A 22,746-nucleotide genomic window follows, 5' to 3' on the forward strand; every position below is an offset into this window, starting at 1 on the left:
ATAGAAAGATAATAAGGTTATGAAAAGGCCAATATCTAGCTGTTTTAAAAAACCTACGTTTAATTACTGACACTTTAGTAAAAAAACGTAATAAAACAAGAAAAAAATCCATATTTATGGCTTTACATCAATTATTAACTTGTAATTCACGTCAATTGGTGTAATTTTACAACATAAATTATTTTAGTTTGGTTTTAAGGTTTCATTATGACAATTAGAGTAGGAATCAACGGATTTGGTCGAATAGGTAGATTCGTGTTTAGAGAAGCATTTGCCAGAGCAGATGTTGAAATAGTCGCTATTAACGATTTAATTGACGTTGATTACATCGCTTACATGCTGAAGTATGACTCTACTCATGGTCGGTTCAATGGTACTGTTGACGTTGTTGATGGTCACTTAGTTGTTAATGGAAAAAATGTTCGTGTTACAGCAGAGCGAAACCCACTTAACCTTAAGTGGAATGAAGTTGAAGTTGATGTTGTTGTTGAATCAACAGGTTTATTTTTAACGGATGAATCAGCCCGTAAACACATTAGCGCTGGCGCCAAAAAAGTTGTACTTTCTGCTCCGTCAAAAGACGATACGCCAATGTTTGTAATGGGTGTTAACCATACCGAGTATGCTGGACAAGAGATTGTTTCTAATGCGTCATGTACCACAAACTGTTTAGCCCCTATTGCTAAAATACTCAATGATAACTGGGGTATTAAAGATGGTTTGATGACCACAGTGCATGCTACAACAGCAACACAAAAAACTGTTGATAGCCCATCGGCTAAAGATTGGCGCGGTGGTCGTGGTGCTGGACAAAATATTATTCCTTCTTCAACAGGTGCGGCTAAGGCTGTTGGCAAAGTTATTCCTGCATTAAATGGCAAGTTAACTGGCATGGCATTTCGTGTACCAACACCTAATGTTTCAGTCGTTGATTTAACCGTTAATTTAGAGAATCCAGCAAGTTACAAAGAAATTTGTGCTGCTATGAAAGCCGCGTCACAAGGTGAGCTAAAAGGTATTTTGGGCTACACTGAAGATGCAGTGGTTTCGAACGACTTTATCGGCGAAAGATGTACCTCAGTATTTGATGCTGAAGCAGGTATAGCGTTAACAGATACATTTGTGAAAGTGGTTTCTTGGTATGATAATGAAATTGGCTACTCAAACAAAATTTTAGACTTAGCAACTTATATTTCAAAACAATAAATATGTAATTTGAACAACTGATTAGATTAAGAGCCAGATTCAGTCTGGCTTTTTTGTATATATTGTTCCACGTTCAGTATAATACCCAGCAAATTAAATAAAAGCTTAAACATATAATTTGAGCCTACAAGATGAATTAGAAGATACAATTGACGATGTGAAAAACATAACACCATGATTATAAGTAAAAAATCTACAGTCAGAAGCTCAAGCTATGATAAAAGATGGTAGAGAACTGGTAGAAACAGGCAGTAACTTCATCCGTAATAGTCAACGAATGAGATTAGAACTTCCATTGTTAACAGAGACAAAAATCTAACGGTAATTAGTTTATACACTTCGCTAGAATTTCTAGTTGCCATGCATACCTATGTAACTGTTAGTATAAATTTCAATTTTCACATAAAAAAGCCAGGCTAATGCCTGGCTTTATTGTCAACACGGTGATCAGCAAGTGATTAAACTTATGCTAGATTAATCGCTAAAGATCTTATTTTACATGTGCTAGAACTTGCTTTGATAAACGCGTAATTTCTTGCCAGTTACCTTGTTTAATAATTTCATCTGAGACTAACCAAGAGCCTCCACAACATGAAACATTAGGTAAGGCTAAATAGTCTCGAATGTTATTTAAGTTAATACCGCCAGTTGGACAAAATTTAATATCTGGAAATGGACCACCAATTGACTGCAAGGCTTTTACGCCTCCTGAAGCCTCTGCAGGGAAAAACTTAAGATGATCATAACCACAATCAATGCCGTCCATTAATTCAGAAATAGAAGAGATGCCTGGAATTAAAGCGATATTACCTTCTTTTCCGGCTTTTAATAAGTTCTTCGTTAAACCAGGGCTAATAGCAAACTTAGCTCCAGCATCATAAGACTGTTGTAATAAATCACGGTTGGTTACTGTACCAGCGCCAACAATCGCTTCTGGTAAATGTTTAGCTATGATGCTGATCACTTCTAAAGCGGCAGGTGTACGTAATGTCACCTCAAGTACTTTCACATCAGCTGCTAACAATGCTTCTGCAATAGGTAGCGCATCTTTAACATCTTTTATAACTAAAACGGGAACTATCGGGCCCATCGCAAATAGATCCTTTGGCTGAATTTGCCAATTATTCGATAACGTCATAATTCCTCTTAATACCTTGTAGTGTTAGTTGTTTGATTTGTGTTAATAACTTTTGATTTTTCTGACATAAATTGGCTAAGGTAAGCTGATGCGCCAAGTAAGCCGGGTTGTTCTTCAGTGACGACAAATGTTGGGATAGGTTGATTAAAACTAGATAACCGTCCTTTCGCTTCAAATCTTTTTCTAAACTCACTGTTTACAAAAAATTCGATAAAGCGAGGAACAATGCCGCCAGCAATATAAACACCGCCATAACTGCCGAGTGTTAAAGCTAGGTTACCAGCGAAACTACCTAGGATACGACAAAATTGCTCTAAGGTTTCTACAGATAAAGAGCAGTTACCTGATAAAGCTTTTTCGGTTATTTCTTTGGCTGGCAGTATTGAAGTTTCACCGTTTTTTTCAAAACTCAAGGCTTGATATATTTGTTCAATACCTAAGCCTGACAATAATTGTTCGCTGGAAACACGAGAGTATTTCTTTGAAAGATACTGTAAAATGGCAATTTCTTGTTGACCAACGGGCGCAAAGTCTACGTGACCACCCTCACCGCTTAAACTATGCCAACCAGAATCTACTGCAATCAAATTTGCAACGCCTAAGCCAGTACCAGCACCACAAATAGAAATAGGCTTGTTTTCAATAACATCACCAATGCCTATTTGAACTTTTTGATCTTTACCTAAATGTGGAATTGCATGAGCTATCGCAGTAAAATCGTTAATCAGTACCAATTCATTAAGCTGTAATTGTGCTTTCAACTGTGTTTGAGAAAACTGCCAAGGTAGATTTGTCATCACAATAAGATCTTTATCTACTGGGCATGCAATCGCTAAACAGGCATTGATTTTCTTATCTAGCAACTTATGTTTAGTCAGAAAGTCTGTTAAAACAAACGCTAAACTCTCGTGTTCTGCACAAGCATAAATGGTGATATTGGCAATGCTTCCTTTTGCGTCGACTTGAGCGACGCGCATATTGGTACCACCAATATCAGCAATAATATTTATTTCACTTTGAGCCATAATTATAGCCCGCCTTGAAAGTTCTCATCAAATAGTGAACATGCACCTGTTTCAGCTGAGCTTAAGTTACGACGCATAAAACCAAACAGTTCACGACCCATACCTTGATGATGACCATTAACTTCAAAAATAGCATTTTCACGTTTGGCGAGTTCACTTTCTTCAACTAATAAAGTTAACTCACCAGTTTCACCATCAAGTAAAATCATATCACCGGTTTTAATTTTTGAAATTAAGCCTCCATCTAATGCCTCAGGGCATAAATGAATAGCAGCCGGCACTTTACCAGAAGCGCCTGACATTCTGCCGTCAGTAACTAATGCAACTTTAAAGCCTTTATCTTGCAAAACCCCTAACGGTGGCGTTAACTTATGTAGTTCAGGCATACCACGGGCTTTCGGACCTTGGAAACGAACAACCGCAATAAAGTCTTTTTCTAACTCACCAGCGTTAAAAGCAATATCAAGTTCATGTTGGTCTTCAAAAACTACTGCAGGAGCTTTAATCACAAAACTGCCTTGACGAAGTGATGAGGTTTTCAACACTGAAACACCTAAGTTTCCTTTCATTACTTGTAAACCACCATGGCTGCTGAAAGGTTTTTCAACGGTAGCAATTATTTCGTCATCGCCTGAGCTAGTTGCCCCGTCGATCCAGACTAATTTGCCATTTTCTAATACAGGTCGCTGGGTATAGCGAGTTAAACCGCGGCCACAAATAGTTTCAACATCTTCATGTACCAAACCAGCATCAATCAGTTCTTTGAATAGTAATGCCATGCCACCCGCTTCTTGGAATTGGTTAATGTCAGCATGACCATTCGGGTAAATACGCGTAAGTAATGGCACTGCGTCAGATAAATCATTGAAATCTTGGAAATTAATAATAATACCAGCCGCTTTAGCAAAGGCGATGATGTGCATGGTTAAGTTGGTTGAACCACCGGTTGCTAACAAAGCAACAATGGCATTAACAATTGAGCGCTCATCAACCATTTTACCTATTGGCATATAATTGCCAGATTGCTGAGTTAAACGAGTAACTTGGCGTGCTGCGGCTTTAGTTAATTCTTCACGTAATTGTGTATTAGGTGCGATAAAAGAAGCACCAGGAAGGTGTAAACCCATCACTTCAACCACTAATTGATTGGAGTTGGCCGTACCAAAGAAAGTACAAGTACCGGCACTGTGATAAGACGCAGATTCAGCTTCTAATAATTCTTCTTTACCAACTTCACCTTTAGCAAACTGCTGCCGTACTCTTGCTTTATCTTTGTTTGGTAAACCAGATGGCATTGGACCAGCAGGTACAAACACTGTCGGCAAATGTCCAAATGTCATGCTCGCGATCATTAAGCCTGGGACTATTTTATCGCAAATACCTAACATTAATGCACCGTCAAACATGTTATGCGACAGAGCAACAGCCGTCGACATGGCAATAACATCACGGCTCATCAAACTTAAATCCATGCCTGGCTGACCTTGAGTTACACCATCACACATGGCAGGTACGCCACCGGCAAATTGTGCTACGCCACCAGTTTCTTTTACAGCCGCTTTAATAATTTCAGGATACGTTTGATATGGTTGATGCGCTGAAAGCATGTCATTGTAAGCAGAAATAATAGCAACATCTGAGTGATTAACACCGCGTAATGTTGCCTTATCATCTGAACCACAAGCTGCAAAACCATGAGCTAAGTTGCCACAAGATAAGCTAGCGCGATGCACGGTAGTTGATTTTTCGCCCGCTATCTTATCAAGATAAGCAGCACGGGTTGCTTTACTTCGGTCAATGATACGTTGTGTGATCCGTAAAATATTTTTGTTCATAGAAATTTTATTCATAATTATAGTGCCCAATAAATGTGTGTATTAACGTCTGGTGCTTGTAAAAATGCTCTGATCGGCATTTCTTGGCATTCTTGTCCGGCAATAGCAGTTGCTAACACTTGCTTTTTACTTGCACCGCTTATGTGTAAAAAAATATTTTTACTTTGTGCTAAGGCAGCAAAACTAAAACTAATTCGCTGATGTGGTGCCGTTTTTGGTGTTACTTTTAATAGTGCGTCGCTATCCTGTGCAAGACACTGGGTTATTTCATCACTGCAAGGAAATAACGAGGCGGTATGGCCATCTTCTCCCATACCCAAAATTAGTACATCTAAAGGCAGTAATTGCTGTTTAGCGGCTATATTTAAATCCGCTAAAGTTTCATGACAGAGATTTTCACCCTGTTTTAGATAGAAAAATTTAGCATTTACCGCTTCATTTTGTATCAGGTTTTCATGTACTAGCTTGGTATTACTATCGCTTGATTTAATATCAACCCAACGTTCATCTGCTAAGGTAATAGTAATCGCATGCCACGCTATTTTTTTCATCGATAACGCTTGAAAAAAACCTTTAGGTGTTGAACCGCCTGACACCGCAATACTCGCTTTGCCTTTAGTTTCAACCGCGGCAGTTAATATCTCAGCAACTTTATCAGCTAGCGACTCATCGAGTAATTGACGTTGTTCGAATTCGTTAATTTGATACATTATTCTACCCAATGGCGATCATCACGCGCGATTAGAGAAATTGATGAAACAGGTCCCCAAGAACCTGCTGCATAAGGTTTAGGCGCTTCGTTAGTAGACTGCCATGCATCAATAATACTATCAGCCCATTCCCACGCAGCTTCGACTTCATCACGACGAACAAATAAAGATTGGTCGCCTTTAATCACTTCAAGTAACAAGCGTTCATAAGCGTCAACAACACGTTGGTTGTCGTAAGCTTGAGAAAAACTTAAATCAAGTTTGTTTTCGTGAATTTGCATTTGAGATGCGATACCAGGAATTTTATTCATCATATCGAGTTCAACACCTTCGTCAGGTTGCAAACGAATGGTCAATTTATTACAAGGTAAATTGGCATAGCTCTCACTGAAAATATTATGAGCTTGTTGTTTAAAATGCACGACAATCTCACTGTGTTTTTGCGGCATACGTTTACCTGTTCTAAGGTAAAAAGGTACACCTGCCCAACGCCAATTATCAATTTCGGCTTTGATAGCAACAAAAGTTTCCGTTTTACTGTTCGCTTTTGCACCTTCTTCGTTTAAATATCCTGGTACAGAGACGCCATTTAAATAGCCGTCTGCATATTGGCCACGCACCGTTTTCTCTTTAACATTTTGACGAGTAATAGGTTTAAGGGCTCTAATAACTTTTAGCTTTTCATCACGAACACAATCTGCGCTGAGTTCTGCCGGTGGTTCCATTGCCACTAGCGACAAAACTTGTAATAAATGGTTTTGCACCATGTCTCGCATTTGACCAGCTTCATCATAAAAGCCCCAACGCCCTTCAATACCAACACTTTCTGCAACGGTAATTTGCACATGGTCAATACAGTTTCTATCCCAGTTATTGGTAAAAAGAGTATTGGCAAAGCGCAGTACTAAGAGGTTTAATACCGTCTCTTTACCTAAGTAGTGATCAATTCTGTATATTTGATTTTCTTTAAAGTAACGAGAAACTTGATCATTGATCACTTTAGATGACTCTAGACAGTGGCCAATAGGTTTTTCCATTACCACTCTGTCTGCATCATTAATTAACTTAGCCGTTTTTAAACCTTGGCTAATATCACCATATATTGCTGGTGGTGTAGAGTAATAATATACCCTTGCACCCTGTACTGTTGATAATACTTTACCTAACTTGCTGTAAGATTTAACATCTTTAAAATCTAGCTGTTGATAAACAAGTTTAGCTAAAAACTTAGATAATTTTTCAGCATCTAATGCTTCAGATATAAACTCATTTAAACTTTCATCAATTTGTTTAGTAAATTGTTCAAGCGTTAGATCATTTCGAGCAACAGCTATAATACGGGTATTTTCATTTAATAAACCGGTAAGTTCTAATTGATATAAAGAAGGCAAAAGTTTACGGCGAGATAAGTCTCCCAGTGCACCAAAAATAACAATTTCGTTTGCTAAAGGGTAATCTATGTTTTTCATAGCATGTATTCTCAATTATTTATTTATTGTAACTAAACTACATATAAAGCTAATTTATCTGCTATAGCTTCATCAGTAAAGCTCTTTTTGTAATATTACTACATTATTTGTATTTCATTTAAAAATAACGGCTTCAAGGCCAATTTTTCATGATAAAACATTAAAGGTTTGCAAAATCTAGCTGTTTTGTTTTATATTAGCCTAAATTATGAAATAAATTTTCATAATTTCTGTTGTTAAGATAGAAAATAAATTACAGTTACTCTTAATTAGGTAAGTATTTAACCAGTTAAGTAACACGCTAAGGCTAATACGTAATGAATATATTAGAAAAGATCGCCAACGAGTTGGATACTTTTAGCAAATCTGAACGTAAGGTGGCAGAAGTTATATTATCATCACCCAGTACAGTTATTCATGCCAGTATTGCTTCTTTGGCTAAACAAGCCAATATAAGTGAGCCAACAGTAAATCGCTTTTGTCGACGTCTCGACACCAAAGGTTACCCAGATTTTAAACTTCATTTAGCGCAAAGCTTAGCTAATGGTACACCCTACGTTAATCGCCATGTCGATGAAAATGATTCCGCTGAAGAATATACTTCAAAAATTTTCGAATCGACTATGGCCAATTTGGAATTAGCGCGTAAAAGTTTAGACACTTCAACCATCAATCGCTCTGTTGACCTGTTAACTCAAGCAAATAAAATTTCTTTCTTTGGTTTAGGTGCTTCCGCTGTTGTTGCGCACGACGCGCAAAATAAGTTTTTTCGCTTTAATGTACCTGTGGTTTATTTTGATGACATATTGATGCAACGTATGAGTGCTATAAATAGTCGACAAGGCGATGTTGTAGTGGTTATATCTCATACTGGCAGAACTAAGTCTTTAGTGGATGTTGCAAGCCTAGCACGTGAAAACGATGCCACAGTAATAGGAATAACAACAGCAGGAACACCATTAGCAAAAGAATGTAACATTGTGCTTTCAGTCGATGTTGCCGAAGACACAGATTTATATATGCCGATGGCTTCACGTATTGCGCAACTTACCTTGATAGATTGTTTAGCGACTGGATTTACCCTGCGTCGCGGAACAAAATTTAGAGACAACTTGAAAAAAGTTAAAGATAGTTTACGCAGCTCACGCTTTGAACGTAAAGACTAATTAGTTGCTACTGGTGTAATTGCCAATAGTTATAAAACACATAGAATATTGCATAAATTTAAGGATTAAGATGCCTAGAAGAACCAAAATTGTCGCGACGTTAGGTCCGGCCACTGACGAAAGATCAGTATTAAAACAAGTACTAGCCGCAGGTGTAAATGTTGTTCGTTTAAATTTCTCACACGGCATTCCACAAGATCATATCGACCGCGCAAACACAGTACGTGAGTTATCAAAAGAACTTGGCATATATGTTGGTATATTAGGTGACTTACAAGGACCTAAAATTCGTGTGTCAACCTTTAAAAATGGCCCGATTAAATTAGCCATTGGCGATAAGTTCGAATTAGATGCATCATTAGCTAAAGGTGAAGGTTGTCAGGAAAAAGTAGGTATTGATTACAAAAAACTACCTCAAGACGTTATCCCTGGCGATATTTTGTTACTTGATGATGGTCGTGTGCAATTACGCGTGCTTGAAACCAAAGGGCAATCAGTATTCACTGAAGTAACTGTTGGTGGTCCATTATCAAACAATAAAGGTATTAACCGTCAAGGTGGAGGTCTTACGGCTCCTGCCCTTACTGAAAAAGATAAAGAAGATATTAAGCTTGCGGCAAAAATTAATGTCGACTTTCTTGCTGTGTCTTTCCCACGTGACGCTGCTGACATGCGCGAAGCGCGTTTATTAGCTCAAGAAGCCGGTTGTGACGCTCGTTTAGTATCTAAAATTGAACGTGCTGAAGCGGTAAATGACAACGATGTATTAGATGGTATTATTCTAGCCTCTGACGTTGTTATGGTTGCCCGTGGTGATTTAGGTGTTGAAATTGGTGATGCCGCCTTAGTAGGTAAACAAAAACATATTATTGCTCGTAGCCGCCAGTTAAACCGCGTAGTTATTACTGCAACACAAATGATGGAAACCATGATTGAACAACCTATGCCAACGCGCGCAGAGGTAATGGATGTTGCTAATGCTGTGCTTGATGGCACAGATGCGGTGATGCTTTCGGCTGAAACAGCTGCGGGTAAATATCCAATTGAAACGGTAAAAGCGATGGCAAGCGTTTGTATTGGTGCTGAGAAAGAAAGTTCGGTTACCACTTCGAAACATCGCGTTGAAATGACCTTTACAGAAGTGTCGGAAACTATTGCTATGTCGGCTATGTACGCGGCTAATCATTTAGACGGTGTTAAAGCAATAATTGCCTTAACTGAGTCTGGCCATACTACGAAAATTATGTCACGAATTTCTTCTGGTTTACCCATATATTCTTTATCTCGTCATGCAAAAACTTTAACTAAAACGGCTATTTACCGTGGTGTTTATCCAGTTGCTTATGACTCAACAGATGCAGATAACGCGGAGAAAATGGCACAAGACGTATTGTCTACTGTAGTTAAAGGCTCAGAATTAGTCGTTGGCGACAAAGTGATATTAACGCACGGTGATTTAATGGAAACTGTTGGCGCAACTAACACATTAAAAGTATTAACCTTAACTAAAAAGAACTTTGCATAACATATGTGAACGATAGTTAAATAAAAATAGGTAGCTTTTAGCTACCTATTTTTTTGTTTTTTATACGACCCTTAACATTTAATAAAAAGAGTTCAGTCGCCTGCCGATCAATCTTCATTGATTAGGTATTCTAAATCCCAAATCACTTTATCGAGCTTTTTATTGATGCGTTTACGTTGTTTCTCATTTGCGCTGGAGACCATGTACACAAAAATATCAGCAAAAATTTGGTTGTTATTGGCGGCAATAGCATTAAACTTTTCGTCCCGCAAACTACGACCAGTGACAAATAATCGATAAAACTCAAATTTAAATTGATGGTCGGGTAAGTCGCCATTTAAAAGTTCAGAAAACTGATGGCTCCAACGTTGCCGGTAAGCCATACGGTGTTCAAATGAGCGCTGAAAATTTTTGCTAATTAATGTTACTTGCGCTTTTTGCTCAGCGGTTAACTTGCCAAACCACTCTTTAAGTTGATCTTTTTGGTCATCGCTGCGCTCTTCAAGCCACTCCTGATCAGAAAAATCTTCATTATCATCAAGCTTATCTTGATTGCCCTCTTTTATTGCCTGCATTAGTTGCTGTTTTTGCTTGGTCGATAAACTGTACGCCAACGGCTGTAATTTAGGCTCTGCAGCGATTAAGAAGTTTTGCCAATGCTCGGTAAATTGCGCTAAATTATCAATAACCTGTTGTCGTTCTATCTGACCATTAATCGCCAATTGAAGCTTTTTAAGTTGCTGCGCATAAGCCGGCAACTGTGTTTTTCGATGCCATAAATGCAGTTGTTCAAATTCATCATCAAAAGCGTGCTGTTGTTGCTCATTTAGCGTGACATAATCATCAAGATACCAATTAGTCCACCAATCTAAATGGTTATATACGAAGCGAAAGCTACAACCTGAACCAAGCACCGCCAGCAATATACAAAGCAGCATTGGTTTTATTTTTATCATGCAATACTTTCCTGTTTGATTGATAAAATAGTTTTCGTACAACAGATAGCCTTCAATACGAAACAAATGAATTTCAACGTTATGATTGACCTACATTAAACTAAACGTACTTTAATACAAAACTATTTCGCTTTTAGATAAATGACTGTTAGTTTAAAGAAAAGTTCCCTCAAATATTCAATCACCTGTAGGTACTACTGGAGGAAAACATGCAAAAAGACAGCATACATCCCATCAAAAGAATAGCCATTTTAACTAGCGGTGGTGACGCACCCGGCATGAATGCAGCGATTCGAGCGATTGTTATTGCCGCACAACATTACCAAATAACGGTCGTGGGTTTTTGTGCTGGTTTTAATGGTTTGATTGACGATGTGCATGTACTGTTAAATGTAAAGGATGTCTCTCACATTATCCATAAAGGCGGTACTATTTTAAAAAGTGCCCGTTGTCCCGCGATGACCACAGCATTAGGTATAGCACAAGCAACAAACACCTTATTAAAAGAAAAAATTGATGCCTTGATTGTCATTGGTGGTGATGGCTCATTTGCTGGCTTAATTGCCTTGCAAGAACAATGGCCTGGTCAAGTCATTGGCATTCCTGGCACCATTGACAATGATATTGATGGCACCGACTTCACCATCGGCTTTTCAACGGCGATCAACACTGCCATAGCAGCAATAGATAAAATTCGCGACACTGCAGAAGCATTTGAGCGAATTTTTATTGTCGAGTTAATGGGCCGACATAGTGGTCATATTACGTTTAATGTTGGTATTGCTTGCGCTGCTGAGCAAATTATTTCATTTGAAAATTTTGCCACTATCAATCAAAGAGTCGCAGAACAAGAAAAATTACTCAGTTTAGCTAAAGAAATAAAACTCGCTCAAACTAATAGACATGCCAGCTATATTATTGTCATTGCTGAAAATTTATGGCACGGCGGTGCTGCTACTTTAGCACAGCAGTTGCAAACCGTAGCCAATATCGATTGCACCGCATGTATTCTTGGCCATATACAACGTGGTGGCTCACCGGTTGCCAAAGATCGAATTTTAGCCACTAAGATGGGGGTTGCTGCAGTGCAAGCAGTTATGGCTGGGCAATCAAATATCATGATTGCCGAACAAAACAATACCATTGCCCATATTGCCTTACAAACCGCTATTATGCATCACGAAGGCGTTAGCGAAAGTTTAGTGCAAGCCCAAGAAAATATTTTAGCATTAACCGCACAACGTCTTTGTTAATTAGTTTGTGATTGCGTAATAACAAATTATTTGACTTAAGTCGTCACTAAGCTTGCTTGTTGTTGTGTAAAAAATTGGCTTAGAAAATCAATTAATAACCTTAGTTTTTTAGAATTTGCGGCGCCTGGAGGAAATACGCCATAAACATCAATGGCTTTTAATTGATAATCATCTAAGACTGATTGTAACCGCCCCGCTTTAATTTTTGGCCAGGCATCGTACGTTGGAATACGTGCTAAACCTTGCCCTCCTTCAACAAAGGCTGTTCGTGCCGCAGCATTGTTTGTGGCTATTGCCCCTTTAACTTCAATGGTATGTATGCGTCCTGCTTTTTCTAGGGTTAATTTATTACTGGTTAGCTTATAGATCACCCATGTGTGCGGTAATAACTCACTTGGATTAGTTGGCCGACCATAACGTTGAAAATAATCAGGAGAGCCGCACAAACAAGTTTCTAATACCGCAAGTTTTCGGGCTTGTAAACCTGAGTCGGCCAAAGGCGCTCCTCTAATGGCTAAATCAATCCCCTCTTTCACTATATTGACCACTTCATCCGTTAACATCAAATCGAACTCAATTTTTGGGTGAATTTTACGAAATTTATCTAATGCCGGCACAATAGTATGCAAGCCAACGCTAACCGGACAAGTAATTTTTAATAGCCCCTCTGGTTCATTTTTTACATTTTCAATTTGTTGATTTGCCGCGCTGGCCTGCTGAGCAATAATACGGCAGCGCTGATAATAGTCGCTACCCGCTTGCGTTAACGCAATAGAGCGCGTTGAACGATTTAAAAGCGTAATGCCAAGCTGTTGTTCTAATTTCTTAATATGGTAGCTTACTACAGCTCTAGAAAGTCCAATATGCTTTGCCGCCGCACTAAAATTACCTTGTTCAACAACATGCGAGAAAACCACCATACTTTTAAGTTGATCAAAAGAAATATCCACGTAATCACCTGTATTAACAAATTATGCCAGTAAACATTATTTACCTACACATTGTATCAATAATTAAAACAAAGATATCGAATTACTCTGCATTGTATTAAAAGTAGTTGAGCATATACTTTAGACATACATTGAAGTGCATACATAGCTGATTTCACAATATTTACATTCATAAAAAGTAATTTTTTCAACTTTTACTTTTATAAACAAGTCGCTTATTAAATAGCATAGGAAAATTAAAATGACTGCAACAAATACAACTAAAGTATTAATGGTATTAACTTCGCATGATAAATTAGGTGACACCGGCGAGAAAACTGGTTTCTGGCTAGAAGAGTTTGCTGCACCTTATTATCAATTAATTGACGCAGGCTACAGTGTAACATTAGCCTCTCCATTAGGCGGACAACCACCGTTAGACCCAAAAAGTGCTGAGGCTGATTTTCAAACAGAGGCTACTCGTCGTTTTGAACAAGACCAAACAAATCAACAAGTATTAGCGACAACCACCAAGTTAAATCTTGTTAATGCAAATGACTATGCCGCTGTATTTTATCCTGGTGGTCATGGTCCAATGTGGGACTTAACTAACGATCAAGACTCAATTGACTTGATCTCAGCATTTATTGAGCAAAATAAGCCAGTAGCTGTAGTTTGTCATTCAACGTCTGTATTGCTTAATGTTAAAGATAAAAATGGCAACCCAATCGTTAAAGGTAAAAAAGTTGCTGGTTTTACTAACAGCGAAGAAGAAGCTGTGCAGTTAACCGATATAGTGCCTTTTCTACTGGAAGATGAACTAATTAAGCAAGGCGCAAACTACCAAAAAGGTGACGATTGGGCACCATTCGTAGTTGAAGACAGCGGTATTATCAGTGGTCAAAATCCTGCCAGTTCAAGTGAAGCTGCTGCGCGTTTAATTAAAAAACTAAGCTAATATGTAAAGTCATTACTAACATATCAACATAGTCAAAATATATGGATATAATGCCAGTTTTGGCTATATTTCATTTAACATTACTGATGTCTAGTTAGGAAAATATAATGACAACTAAATTATCAAACAATGGCAACACCCCTACTTCATTAGAACAAAATTGGCAGCAAAACCGTCAATTTACTTTAGCTTCTAGGCCTGTAGGCGCACCAACAGCTGAAAATTTCAACCTTATTAATGCTGAAATACCGACACCAAGCCAAGGTGAAGTATTACTACGCACAGTATATTTATCGTTAGACCCATACATGCGCGGTCGAATGAGCGATGCTAAGTCATACGCCGACCCCGTTGCAATTGGCGAAGTTATGGTCGGCGGCGCTGTTTGTCGTGTTGAACAATCATTAAACGACAACTTCCAAGTTGGCGATTTAGTCGTTGCGTATACCGGTTGGCAAGATTACGCACTATCAAATGGTGACGATTTATTGATTTTACCAAAAGCGTTAACCACATCATCATATGCGCTTGGTGTGCTGGGCATGCCTGGCTTAACTGCGTATATGGGCTTACTTGATATTGGTCAGCCTAAAGCAGGTGAAACCGTTGTTGTGGCAGCAGCAAGTGGCGCTGTAGGTAGTTTAGTCGGTCAAATTGCAAAGTTACAAGGTTGTCGGGTTATCGGTATTGCCGGCAGCGAAGATAAATGTAATTACGTCACTGACACTTTAGGTTTTGATGCCTGTTTAAATCACAAAGACGCCAATTTAGCACAATTACTAGCTAAGCAATGCCCTGATGGTATTGATGTTTATTTTGAAAATGTCGGCGGCGCAGTATTTGACGCGGTAATGCCATTACTAAACTCTAGTGCGCGTGTGCCTGTTTGTGGCTTGATTTCACAATATAATGCCACTGAGTTGCCTTCAGGGCCTGACAGAATTTCACAATTGATGGGCCTGATATTAGTTAAGCGCATTAAGATGCAAGGCTTTATAGTATTTGATGATTACGGTCATCGTTATAACGAATTTAGTCAGGCGATGGGTCAATGGCTTGTAGAAGGTAAAATTAAGTACCGTGAAGATAAAGTTATTGGTTTAGAAGCCGCGGCGAATGCTTTTATTGGCTTATTACAAGGCGAAAACTTCGGTAAATTAGTTGTTGAAGTCGGTCCGCTCGAATTAGCAAAATAACCTGAGTCACTGATAACGGCAGAGTTACTAACCGTAGTTAAAAGCAAAAAGGGTAAATAATGCATTATTTACCCTTTTTCACATCATTAATATCCGTTTGCTACCAATATTAGCTCACATCCAATAAAGTATCTTTCGTGTTAGTGAGTTTAAGTGACTAAAGTTAACACGACTGAGCTCGTTTTACTGGCTAGAACTACTAGAGCGATTGGGCTACCTTCGAGATTAAAGCGCGTTAAATCGCCCTAACCATGCACTAAAAGTATCGCCAACTTTAGTAAAAGTGCGTAAGTCATGATCAAAAAACCATACCGGTATATCTTTGTTGTTACTTGCACAGTCGCTAAGCTTAAAACAAAACATATTGCCCTTACAATCTGAGGCAAACAAAATATGCCCCTTGGGCATACCACTCATTTCGTATAGTTTCGATAATGAATAAACATCTTCAAGGCTTAAAAAATCTTGAACTTCAGTAATATCGACACCTAAATCACAAATTTTAGTTAGTACATTGGGCGTGTGTACTAAGCCATAATTCGATAGTAAGTATTTATATGAGTCCGGCAATATTGCCGCTAAGCGTTCTTCAAGCTCGGCAATACCAGCATTATCTATTGGGGTCATGGCTTGTTTGCTAGCCCAGTTCTGCACAAAAAGATCAATACTGTTCATTTAGATAAACTCTGGACATCAAAGCCCGTGTAATAAAATAATTAAGCCCAGCAATATTGCTAACCTTCTTCTCGAATGTGATTAAATAAATCAACAACATTTGTTAAATATGATTCCTTAATATACTTATTATGTATGCACTAGTATCAAAAGCTTAACAGAAAATAGACACACTTTTGGCGATAATGCAGCCAAAATCAGAGCATATAGATATGAAATTTTAATTTTATGTTGTTATGGTTAGGCAGTTACAGCTTTTTTAACTTTTTCTTTATAACTGCGGCTGACTTTCAGCTCTTTGCCGTTGGTCATCACTAAATAGTATTCGCCATTGAGTTGGCTGCAAAACTTATCAATGTAACTTTTGTTCACTATGGTGGAGCGATGGCTACGTAAAAAGCGCCTAGGGTCTAATACTTCTTCAAGTTGTTTCATGGTTTTACGTAATATATGGGTGTTGTCATGGGTATGTACACACATATAATCTCCGGCGGCATCAATCCATAAAATATCTTTTACAGGCACCCGACTAACTTCTCCAGCATCTTTTATCGCTAATACATCGGAATAACTAGAAATACTGACAGGTTCGTTATTTTCTAGTTCTTGTAGAATTTTTTCACAGTCGTTACCCGTAACATCACTCACTAACCGCACTAGTTTTGACTTATGAAGTGCATTAACTTCACTGCTAATACTTTGACGTATTTTATTTAAGGTTTGTGCTAGGCGTTGTTCATCGGCAGGCTTAAGTAAGTAATCTTGTGCATGCACTTCAAAAGCCTGCAAAGCGTATTGATCATAAGCGGTAACAAATACTACTCTAGGTAACACTAAGCCCTGCTCAATAATAGCTTCAACCACTTCAAAGCCGTTTAAACCCGGCATTTGAATATCGAGAAATATTAAGTCTGGTTGATAGGCTCTTACCGCTTCTAATGCAGCTCGGCCATTGGTACACATCGCGATAATGTCGATGTCTTTGTGCTCTTGCAAGCGAACCGCAAGGCCTTTTCTGGCAAGGGGTTCATCATCAACAATTATGGTGGTGAGTTGCTTGCTCATACTCGATGGCCAACTTCATAGGGAATACGTATACTGATTTTAACACCAGTTGGTGTGTTGTTGGCAACAACTAAAGAAAAATCATCCTGATACAAAGCTTGTAATCTTTCTCGAGTGTTAACTAAACCAACACCATTTTCACGAAACAGGTTACCATTTATAATTTCTGCGCCAGGCCCATCATCAGCTAATTCAATCAATAAATCGTTACCAAAACGCTGCACGGACACGTGAATTCCGCCCCCTTGCTCTTGTACTGCAACCGCATGTTTAATGGCGTTTTCAGCTAACGGTTGCAATATCATGCTAGGTACTAAGGCCAATTTACAATCGTTAGCAACATCGAAAGTTACTTGTAAGCGCTCTTCGAAACGCACTTTTTCAATATCTAAATAAAGCCTTAATGCTTGTAGCTCACTGCTGAGTGTCACTCGTTTCATTGGATCTTTATCGAGTGAGTAACGTAAAAATTCACTTAACTTAGTTACCATACCATTAGCTGTTTTGTTCTCTTGCACCAAAATTAAGGTTGATATTGCATTAAGCGTATTAAACAGAAAGTGGGGATTAAGTTGATAACGTAGCATTTTTAACTGCGCCTGGTGGGCAACAGCATTGGCACTTAATACGTTTTGTTTCTCTTTTTGCAGCATTTGGTAATATTTAGTACCAAAATATAAACCACTCCAACTTAATATAATGAAGAAGGATAATAGACTATTCTTGGTGTAATAAAGCCAAAAGTCAGGGCGATAACCGTGCTTATATATTTCCCAATAATTGATATTTTTTACTACTTGCCACAATACACCAGTGCAATAGGAAGCTAATATCACCACAATGGCAATTTTTAATGGGGTGAAATTCCAGACACGACGATAAATATATCTGAGCGGTGCGGTAAATAACCAACCGGCATAGGCATTTAATAAGATAATAACAAGAAAAATATCACGCAAATCGTGCAGCAATGAACCTAAGTAATGTACTAAGGCAAAACCACACCAGCCGGCGGTATGAACCAACCAAAATAAGCGATTTCTATTCTCTACAAATTCTTTCCAATTCACACAAGACACCAATTAGTGAGGTTAGTGTAATTATGCGCTAAGCAAGTTACTCTCGCACTACCATTAATCTTAAGATTAGTACGCCTTATCTCATTTCATCTAAAACAATATTTGCCTGCTGATGCTTATCCGCTAATAACCTGAGTTGCTTTTCAGCCAATTTTTTGTATTTTGATTGCTTTCTGCTCTGATATTTAGATATATACCACAAAGCATTGATTATAAGAGATAAATCAAGGTAACACGTAACCAATGAAGTTGATATTTCAACTATGTCCTGTGCTTTACTTACTAAATTGTCGACAATTTTCAGTGGTTTTTCGTACTGATTTATCGATATAAACGCTTGCTGATAGAGCGATTTAATTATTTCAATTTTACCACTATCAATATCGTTAACGGCCATTAGCATGGCAAGGTCATACTCTATTGATGCTAAACATGCGCACTCAAAATCAATTAATTTATATAAATCAATTGAGCTTTTAGTATTATTTTCAAGCTGTATAACATTACTAAAATTGGCGTCACCATGGCAAAAAACCGGCTGAGAGATAGCTACTATTTTAGACGTGTTCGCTAAGTTATTCTGTAATATATTTAATAACGATTTTAGGGCTTGTTCTTGACTAGCGTTAAGGACAATATTTTGTAGTAATAGATTAACAGTTGATGGTATATCAAGATTAGGAATGAATGGCAGTTTTGACATCTGATGAACGGATCTTGATATTACTGATGATAGGTTTTGATGATCGATGTCACTATTTAGATGCTGAGGCTTATTTTGACTAAGATCACCAATACTATGACAGCGCGCCAACAGTGTTAGCATAACGGCTAATTTTTCATCTTCACTTTGGATGCTAGTATCAAGCCCCTCCCCGGCAATAAACTCGGTAATTAACCAGTTATAACCAACATAAATTAACTTAGGGGAAATTCCATGAGTAGCAGCAAGCTGGCTCGCTAAAGGCTCGATACTGTTAGCGTCTAAGTACTTGGCAAAATAGGCTTTATTTTCATACTTAACATGAAAAGAAGGCTGGCTTAGCCCTGAATCAATAACACTAATGTTAGCTACTTTGAGTAGATGAAAGCAAGGTAGCTGGCAAAGTTTTACTGCTAACGACTTTTGCTTTTGCTCTATTCTTGATTGATCGAATTCCAAAAGACTTCCTATTTATTATCAAGTTATCTGCCTTTATGTGCTCACAATCTAAATACTATCTCAAACTATCTGAAAATTGTTCAATACGCTTTTTGGCTAGTTACCCTGCAACAGAGTTATTAATACACATGTTGTCATGTTGTTGGCGAAATTGAAGTTTGTATTGCTTGCGCCACTGCCAATAGCCGTAAGCGGCAAAGATTACAAAGCTACCAAATAGTGCTGCTGTTGGGATCAAGCCCTTTTCAACATAGAGATATATCGAAACAATATCAATAACAATAAAGTATAACCAATTCTCTAATACTTTTTGGGTAACTAAATAAGTAGCAAACACCGCAAAAACCGTTGTTGCGCTATCAAGATACGGAAAGTGTGCAGGAGTATAAGTCGCCATTAACCAACCTAAAACTAAAGACACTAGGGTTAAAGCGAAAATAATAATGCTATGTCGCTGAAGTGTCCATTGGCTATACAAAAGCACACTCGATTGGGTATTGGTGCTTAACGTGTTTTTTTTTCGCCAGCAAAACCAACCATATACCGCCATTAGTAAGTAGTACAGCTGCAATAAACTGTCCATCCAAAGATAAACTTTATAAAAAATAACGGTATATAACACGGTACTTATTATGGCTGCAGGCCAACACCAAATATTACCTTTTGCGGCTAAAACCACATACAGTATTGAGCTTAAAACAGCGATTAGCTCTAATAATGGTAAGGTGGTGAAATAAGTAATAATTTCACTGGTTGCACTGAGTGAGCTGGCCATTATGATTCAGCTTCTACAACGGAGCGATCGCCGCCTATAAACTTGCAAATAAATACCGCGGCATTAAGTTTTTGATGCACATGTTTGATTTCAGCCATAACATGGTTTGTGGCTAGATCGTAATCGCCAAAAACTTGCGTACTCATACCATTGGTTACTACAGTTAAACCTTCAACTAATCGTAAACGTTTAATAAACGCCCAAATTTCAGTTTTAAATTTTTCTTCGGCTAACGGATATAAACTAATTTCAATTGATATTTTCATAAATAACTTTCTTATTATTTCGCCAATACAGCGGTGTAGCGTATTAAACACTTGGTCAAATATACTACACCATCTTTTATAGGTAGAAACTATTTTCTAATACCCAAAAATCACTTCAATCGAGTAGCTAATTTTGGACTCTAAAATTAAGTATCTGTGTCTCTAGACATAAAAATTTAACTATAACTGCCTAAAAGTTATAGTCAAATGTTGCTCCAAAAACAGCAGGTTCAGCTAATTGATAATAGGCTTTTGCCGTATACTCGTCTCTGGGGTCATTGCCAAAATAAAAGCCACGAGTAGCGTAGGTTTCATCCAACAAATTACGTGCCCATAACTTTACTTGCCAATCATCTTTTGAATAACTCACTGACATATTAACCACTTCAATAGATTCAGATTTTTCTTGATGAGTATCAGAGAACAGGAACTCGTCTTTACCATCAACAGAAATATTCACTAATAAGTGATCAGATAGTTGATAGTTCAAACCGAGATTAAACTGATAGCTAGGTGCGTGTGCTTGCTCGTCACCTGATTTATCATTGCCTTGAGCATCAATAAAACCATCATATTCAGTATCTAATAAGCCTATAGCCGCGTAAATTTCGAGTTCAGGGCTGATCTGCCAACCCGCTTCGAGTTCAATACCTAAGTTATTACCGGTGGCAGCATTACCTAAATAAGAAACAAATTCAGTGCTGGCGTCTTGACGTACTTTTAAATATGACGTACGCACCTGCACGTCATCTCTATCCATATAAAATAAAGCACTACGTATATAAGCTTGATTATCTAATAGGCTAACTTTGTAACCTAGCTCATAATTCCATAAATACTCTGGGGAAAACTCACGTAGACTGCTTAATAGGCTGCCATCGGTATTGACACCACCAGCCTTATAGCCACGATTTACCGAGCCATAAATTAAATTACTTTCATCCATTTGATAAGACAACACCACTTTACCACCCACCATAGTATCGCTAGGGTCAAAGCTAAATTGTTCAGAGTTTGTATAATCTGAGTTTCTGCGCTCTAGTCTTAAGCCCGTGATTAGACTCAATTTTTGATCAATTTTAGTGTCGAATTGAACAAATGCAGCTATATTTTCGGTATCAAAAGATGAAGTAAAATCACTAGATAAATAAGTGTATTGGCGTAACAAATCTTCTTTTTCTTGCTTATAGTATAATCCTGTAACCCAGGCGGTACTGCTGTTAAATATTTCACCACCAAGCTCTGAAACTGCTCTTAGCTCAAGAGTTGCTGAGGTTTTATCACGAAAATAGTGATCCTCTGAGCTATATTCCCAATCTGGACGAATACCCACATAAGCCCAATCTTCGTCATAGCCATAGTCTAATGATGAGTCAGCATAACTCATGATACTTTCGACCGTAAAATCGCTAAAACCTTGATAAGTAAATCTCGTGGCTAACGCTTTCGTATCTTGGCGATCAAACCCTGGTTGGTCTGATAGTGTATGACGTGTATTATCAAGTGAAAAGGCATCGTAGCCATTGTCAAAATCAACTACAAACGCTGTTACATCAATGGTTAAGTCATTGCTGGCTTTAATCGCTAACTTACCACGTAGGGTAAATTCATCGCGATTATTAGTGTCATCAATATTTAGAAAGTCATTTTCTATAAAACCATCACTATTATACTGCTCAACCGCTAAGCGGTAATTAACCGCATCAGTGGCAGGGCCAGATAAAACCAAACCTGCACTAAAACTGTCGTAGTTACCGGCAGATAATCTTACTTTACCTTCAAATGAATCAGTAGGTGCGCTTGAAGTCATATTAATCATGCCTGCCATGGCATTAGCACCAAAGCGTGTGCCTTGGGGTCCACGATAAACTTCAACTTGTTCAACATCAAACGTTGACGCTATGCTACCAATACTGGAAAAATCAATACCATCAATCACTAAACCAACAGATGGATTAATAGGTTCTTTAAATTGGCTACGTTCACCAATACCGCGAATTTGATAATATCTCGCGCGCTGAGAGCCACTAGAGAAATTCACATTTGGCGTACGTGCAATTATTTCTTCTAAATTCTGAGCATTACGAGCGCTAATTTCATCACTAGCGATAACAGATAAAGAACTTGCGGTTTTTTGTAATGATGTAGAGCGGAAATCACCATTAATGGTGATAATTTCTGTTGCTGGTTCGACAGTATTGTTTGGAGTGTCTGCAGCAAAAGTTGTTGAGGCAACAAGGCTGGTTAAAATAGCTAAAGTAACAGGTGATTTTGTAAATTTCATTATGATCTCATAAATTCGATTAGGAATACGTTATGGGATCCGGCATGGGGAAATTAGATAGCTGCTCGGTAACT

20 protein-coding genes are annotated in these 22,746 nt (G+C 38.1%); 6 read left to right on the top strand and 14 right to left on the bottom strand.

The window, feature by feature from the left end; translation table 11 throughout:
• Nucleotides 1-207 precede the first annotated feature (207 nt).
• Nucleotides 208-1,206, top strand: a complete 999-nt coding sequence (gene gap / locus H4J38_RS10680) for a type I glyceraldehyde-3-phosphate dehydrogenase (RefSeq protein WP_182131763.1) — start codon at nt 208-210, stop codon at nt 1,204-1,206.
• 490 nt (nt 1,207-1,696) lie between these two features.
• On the opposite strand, the gene H4J38_RS10685 is transcribed toward gap, so the two are convergent.
• From H4J38_RS10685 to zwf, 5 genes are read right to left on the bottom strand one after another with little or no spacing between them, the layout of a single operon-like run.
• Nucleotides 1,697-2,344 carry a bifunctional 4-hydroxy-2-oxoglutarate aldolase/2-dehydro-3-deoxy-phosphogluconate aldolase gene (locus tag H4J38_RS10685; RefSeq protein WP_182131764.1) on the bottom strand — a complete coding sequence of 216 codons (648 nt, stop codon included), beginning with the start codon at nt 2,342-2,344 and terminating at the stop codon, nt 1,697-1,699.
• Between the two features lie 8 nt (nt 2,345-2,352).
• Nucleotides 2,353-3,369, bottom strand: coding sequence for a glucokinase (locus H4J38_RS10690; protein WP_182131765.1), 1,017 nt, complete (start codon nt 3,367-3,369; stop codon nt 2,353-2,355).
• Between the two features lie 2 nt (nt 3,370-3,371).
• Nucleotides 3,372-5,204 carry a phosphogluconate dehydratase gene (gene edd / locus H4J38_RS10695; RefSeq protein WP_182131905.1) on the bottom strand — a complete coding sequence of 611 codons (1,833 nt, stop codon included), beginning with the start codon at nt 5,202-5,204 and terminating at the stop codon, nt 3,372-3,374.
• A 17-nt stretch (nt 5,205-5,221) separates the two neighbouring features.
• Entirely contained in the window at nt 5,222-5,914 is a 693-nt protein-coding gene (pgl, locus tag H4J38_RS10700) for a 6-phosphogluconolactonase (RefSeq protein ID WP_182131766.1), read from the bottom strand.
• Nucleotides 5,914-7,383, bottom strand: a complete 1,470-nt coding sequence (gene zwf / locus H4J38_RS10705; RefSeq protein ID WP_182131767.1) for a glucose-6-phosphate dehydrogenase — start codon at nt 7,381-7,383, stop codon at nt 5,914-5,916. The genes pgl and zwf overlap by 1 nt, the downstream gene beginning before the upstream one ends.
• A gap of 317 nt (nt 7,384-7,700) precedes the next feature.
• Between zwf and H4J38_RS10710 the strand changes: the two genes are divergently transcribed.
• Entirely contained in the window at nt 7,701-8,549 is an 849-nt protein-coding gene (locus H4J38_RS10710; protein WP_182131768.1) for a MurR/RpiR family transcriptional regulator, read from the top strand.
• A gap of 70 nt (nt 8,550-8,619) precedes the next feature.
• Nucleotides 8,620-10,074, top strand: a complete 1,455-nt coding sequence (gene pyk, locus H4J38_RS10715; RefSeq protein WP_182131769.1) for a pyruvate kinase — start codon at nt 8,620-8,622, stop codon at nt 10,072-10,074.
• A gap of 107 nt (nt 10,075-10,181) precedes the next feature.
• Here pyk and H4J38_RS10720 read toward each other — a convergent pair whose 3' ends face one another.
• Nucleotides 10,182-11,030: a DUF6279 family lipoprotein gene (locus H4J38_RS10720; protein WP_182131770.1), complete on the bottom strand. Its 849-nt coding sequence runs from the start codon at nt 11,028-11,030 to the stop codon at nt 10,182-10,184.
• Nucleotides 11,031-11,239: 209 nt separating this feature from the next.
• Here H4J38_RS10720 and H4J38_RS10725 point away from each other — a divergent pair, with 209 nt between their 5' ends.
• A complete protein-coding gene (locus H4J38_RS10725) occupies nt 11,240-12,283 on the top strand; it encodes an ATP-dependent 6-phosphofructokinase (RefSeq protein WP_182131771.1) in 1,044 nt (347 codons plus the stop codon).
• Between the two features lie 35 nt (nt 12,284-12,318).
• On the opposite strand, the gene H4J38_RS10730 is transcribed toward H4J38_RS10725, so the two are convergent.
• Nucleotides 12,319-13,233, bottom strand: coding sequence for a LysR family transcriptional regulator (locus tag H4J38_RS10730; RefSeq protein WP_182131772.1), 915 nt, complete (start codon nt 13,231-13,233; stop codon nt 12,319-12,321).
• Nucleotides 13,234-13,474: 241 nt separating this feature from the next.
• Between H4J38_RS10730 and H4J38_RS10735 the strand changes: the two genes are divergently transcribed.
• The gene (locus H4J38_RS10735; RefSeq protein WP_182131773.1) at nt 13,475-14,170 is read left to right on the top strand and encodes a type 1 glutamine amidotransferase domain-containing protein; all 696 of its coding nucleotides are present in this window, start codon (nt 13,475-13,477) and stop codon (nt 14,168-14,170) included.
• A 107-nt stretch (nt 14,171-14,277) separates the two neighbouring features.
• The gene (locus H4J38_RS10740) at nt 14,278-15,366 is read left to right on the top strand and encodes an NADP-dependent oxidoreductase (RefSeq protein WP_182131774.1); all 1,089 of its coding nucleotides are present in this window, start codon (nt 14,278-14,280) and stop codon (nt 15,364-15,366) included.
• Nucleotides 15,367-15,591: 225 nt separating this feature from the next.
• Here H4J38_RS10740 and H4J38_RS10745 read toward each other — a convergent pair whose 3' ends face one another.
• The 7 genes from H4J38_RS10745 to H4J38_RS10775 all read right to left on the bottom strand — a co-directional run bounded on the left by H4J38_RS10745 (nt 15,592) and on the right by H4J38_RS10775 (nt 22,672).
• The gene (locus H4J38_RS10745; RefSeq protein WP_182131775.1) at nt 15,592-16,041 is read right to left on the bottom strand and encodes an SMI1/KNR4 family protein; all 450 of its coding nucleotides are present in this window, start codon (nt 16,039-16,041) and stop codon (nt 15,592-15,594) included.
• Between the two features lie 240 nt (nt 16,042-16,281).
• A complete protein-coding gene (locus tag H4J38_RS10750; RefSeq protein WP_182131776.1) occupies nt 16,282-17,106 on the bottom strand; it encodes a LytTR family DNA-binding domain-containing protein in 825 nt (274 codons plus the stop codon).
• On the bottom strand, nt 17,103-18,176 hold the full coding sequence (locus H4J38_RS10755; protein ID WP_182131777.1) for a sensor histidine kinase: 1,074 nt from the start codon (nt 18,174-18,176) through the stop codon (nt 17,103-17,105). Before H4J38_RS10755 ends, H4J38_RS10750 begins: the two co-directional genes overlap by 4 nt.
• Nucleotides 18,177-18,261: 85 nt before the next feature.
• The gene (locus tag H4J38_RS10760) at nt 18,262-19,347 is read right to left on the bottom strand and encodes an aminoglycoside phosphotransferase family protein (protein ID WP_182131778.1); all 1,086 of its coding nucleotides are present in this window, start codon (nt 19,345-19,347) and stop codon (nt 18,262-18,264) included.
• Between the two features lie 100 nt (nt 19,348-19,447).
• The gene (pnuC, locus tag H4J38_RS10765) at nt 19,448-20,122 is read right to left on the bottom strand and encodes a nicotinamide riboside transporter PnuC (protein WP_182131779.1); all 675 of its coding nucleotides are present in this window, start codon (nt 20,120-20,122) and stop codon (nt 19,448-19,450) included.
• Nucleotides 20,122-20,388 carry a hypothetical protein gene (locus H4J38_RS10770; RefSeq protein ID WP_182131780.1) on the bottom strand — a complete coding sequence of 89 codons (267 nt, stop codon included), beginning with the start codon at nt 20,386-20,388 and terminating at the stop codon, nt 20,122-20,124. The genes pnuC and H4J38_RS10770 overlap by 1 nt, the downstream gene beginning before the upstream one ends.
• Nucleotides 20,389-20,578: 190 nt before the next feature.
• Nucleotides 20,579-22,672, bottom strand: coding sequence for a TonB-dependent receptor (locus H4J38_RS10775; RefSeq protein WP_182131781.1), 2,094 nt, complete (start codon nt 22,670-22,672; stop codon nt 20,579-20,581).
• Between the last annotated feature and the right edge of the window lie 74 nt (nt 22,673-22,746).

This window comes from Colwellia sp. BRX10-3 (genome assembly GCF_014077505.1).
GTDB lineage: Bacteria > Pseudomonadota > Gammaproteobacteria > Enterobacterales > Alteromonadaceae > Cognaticolwellia.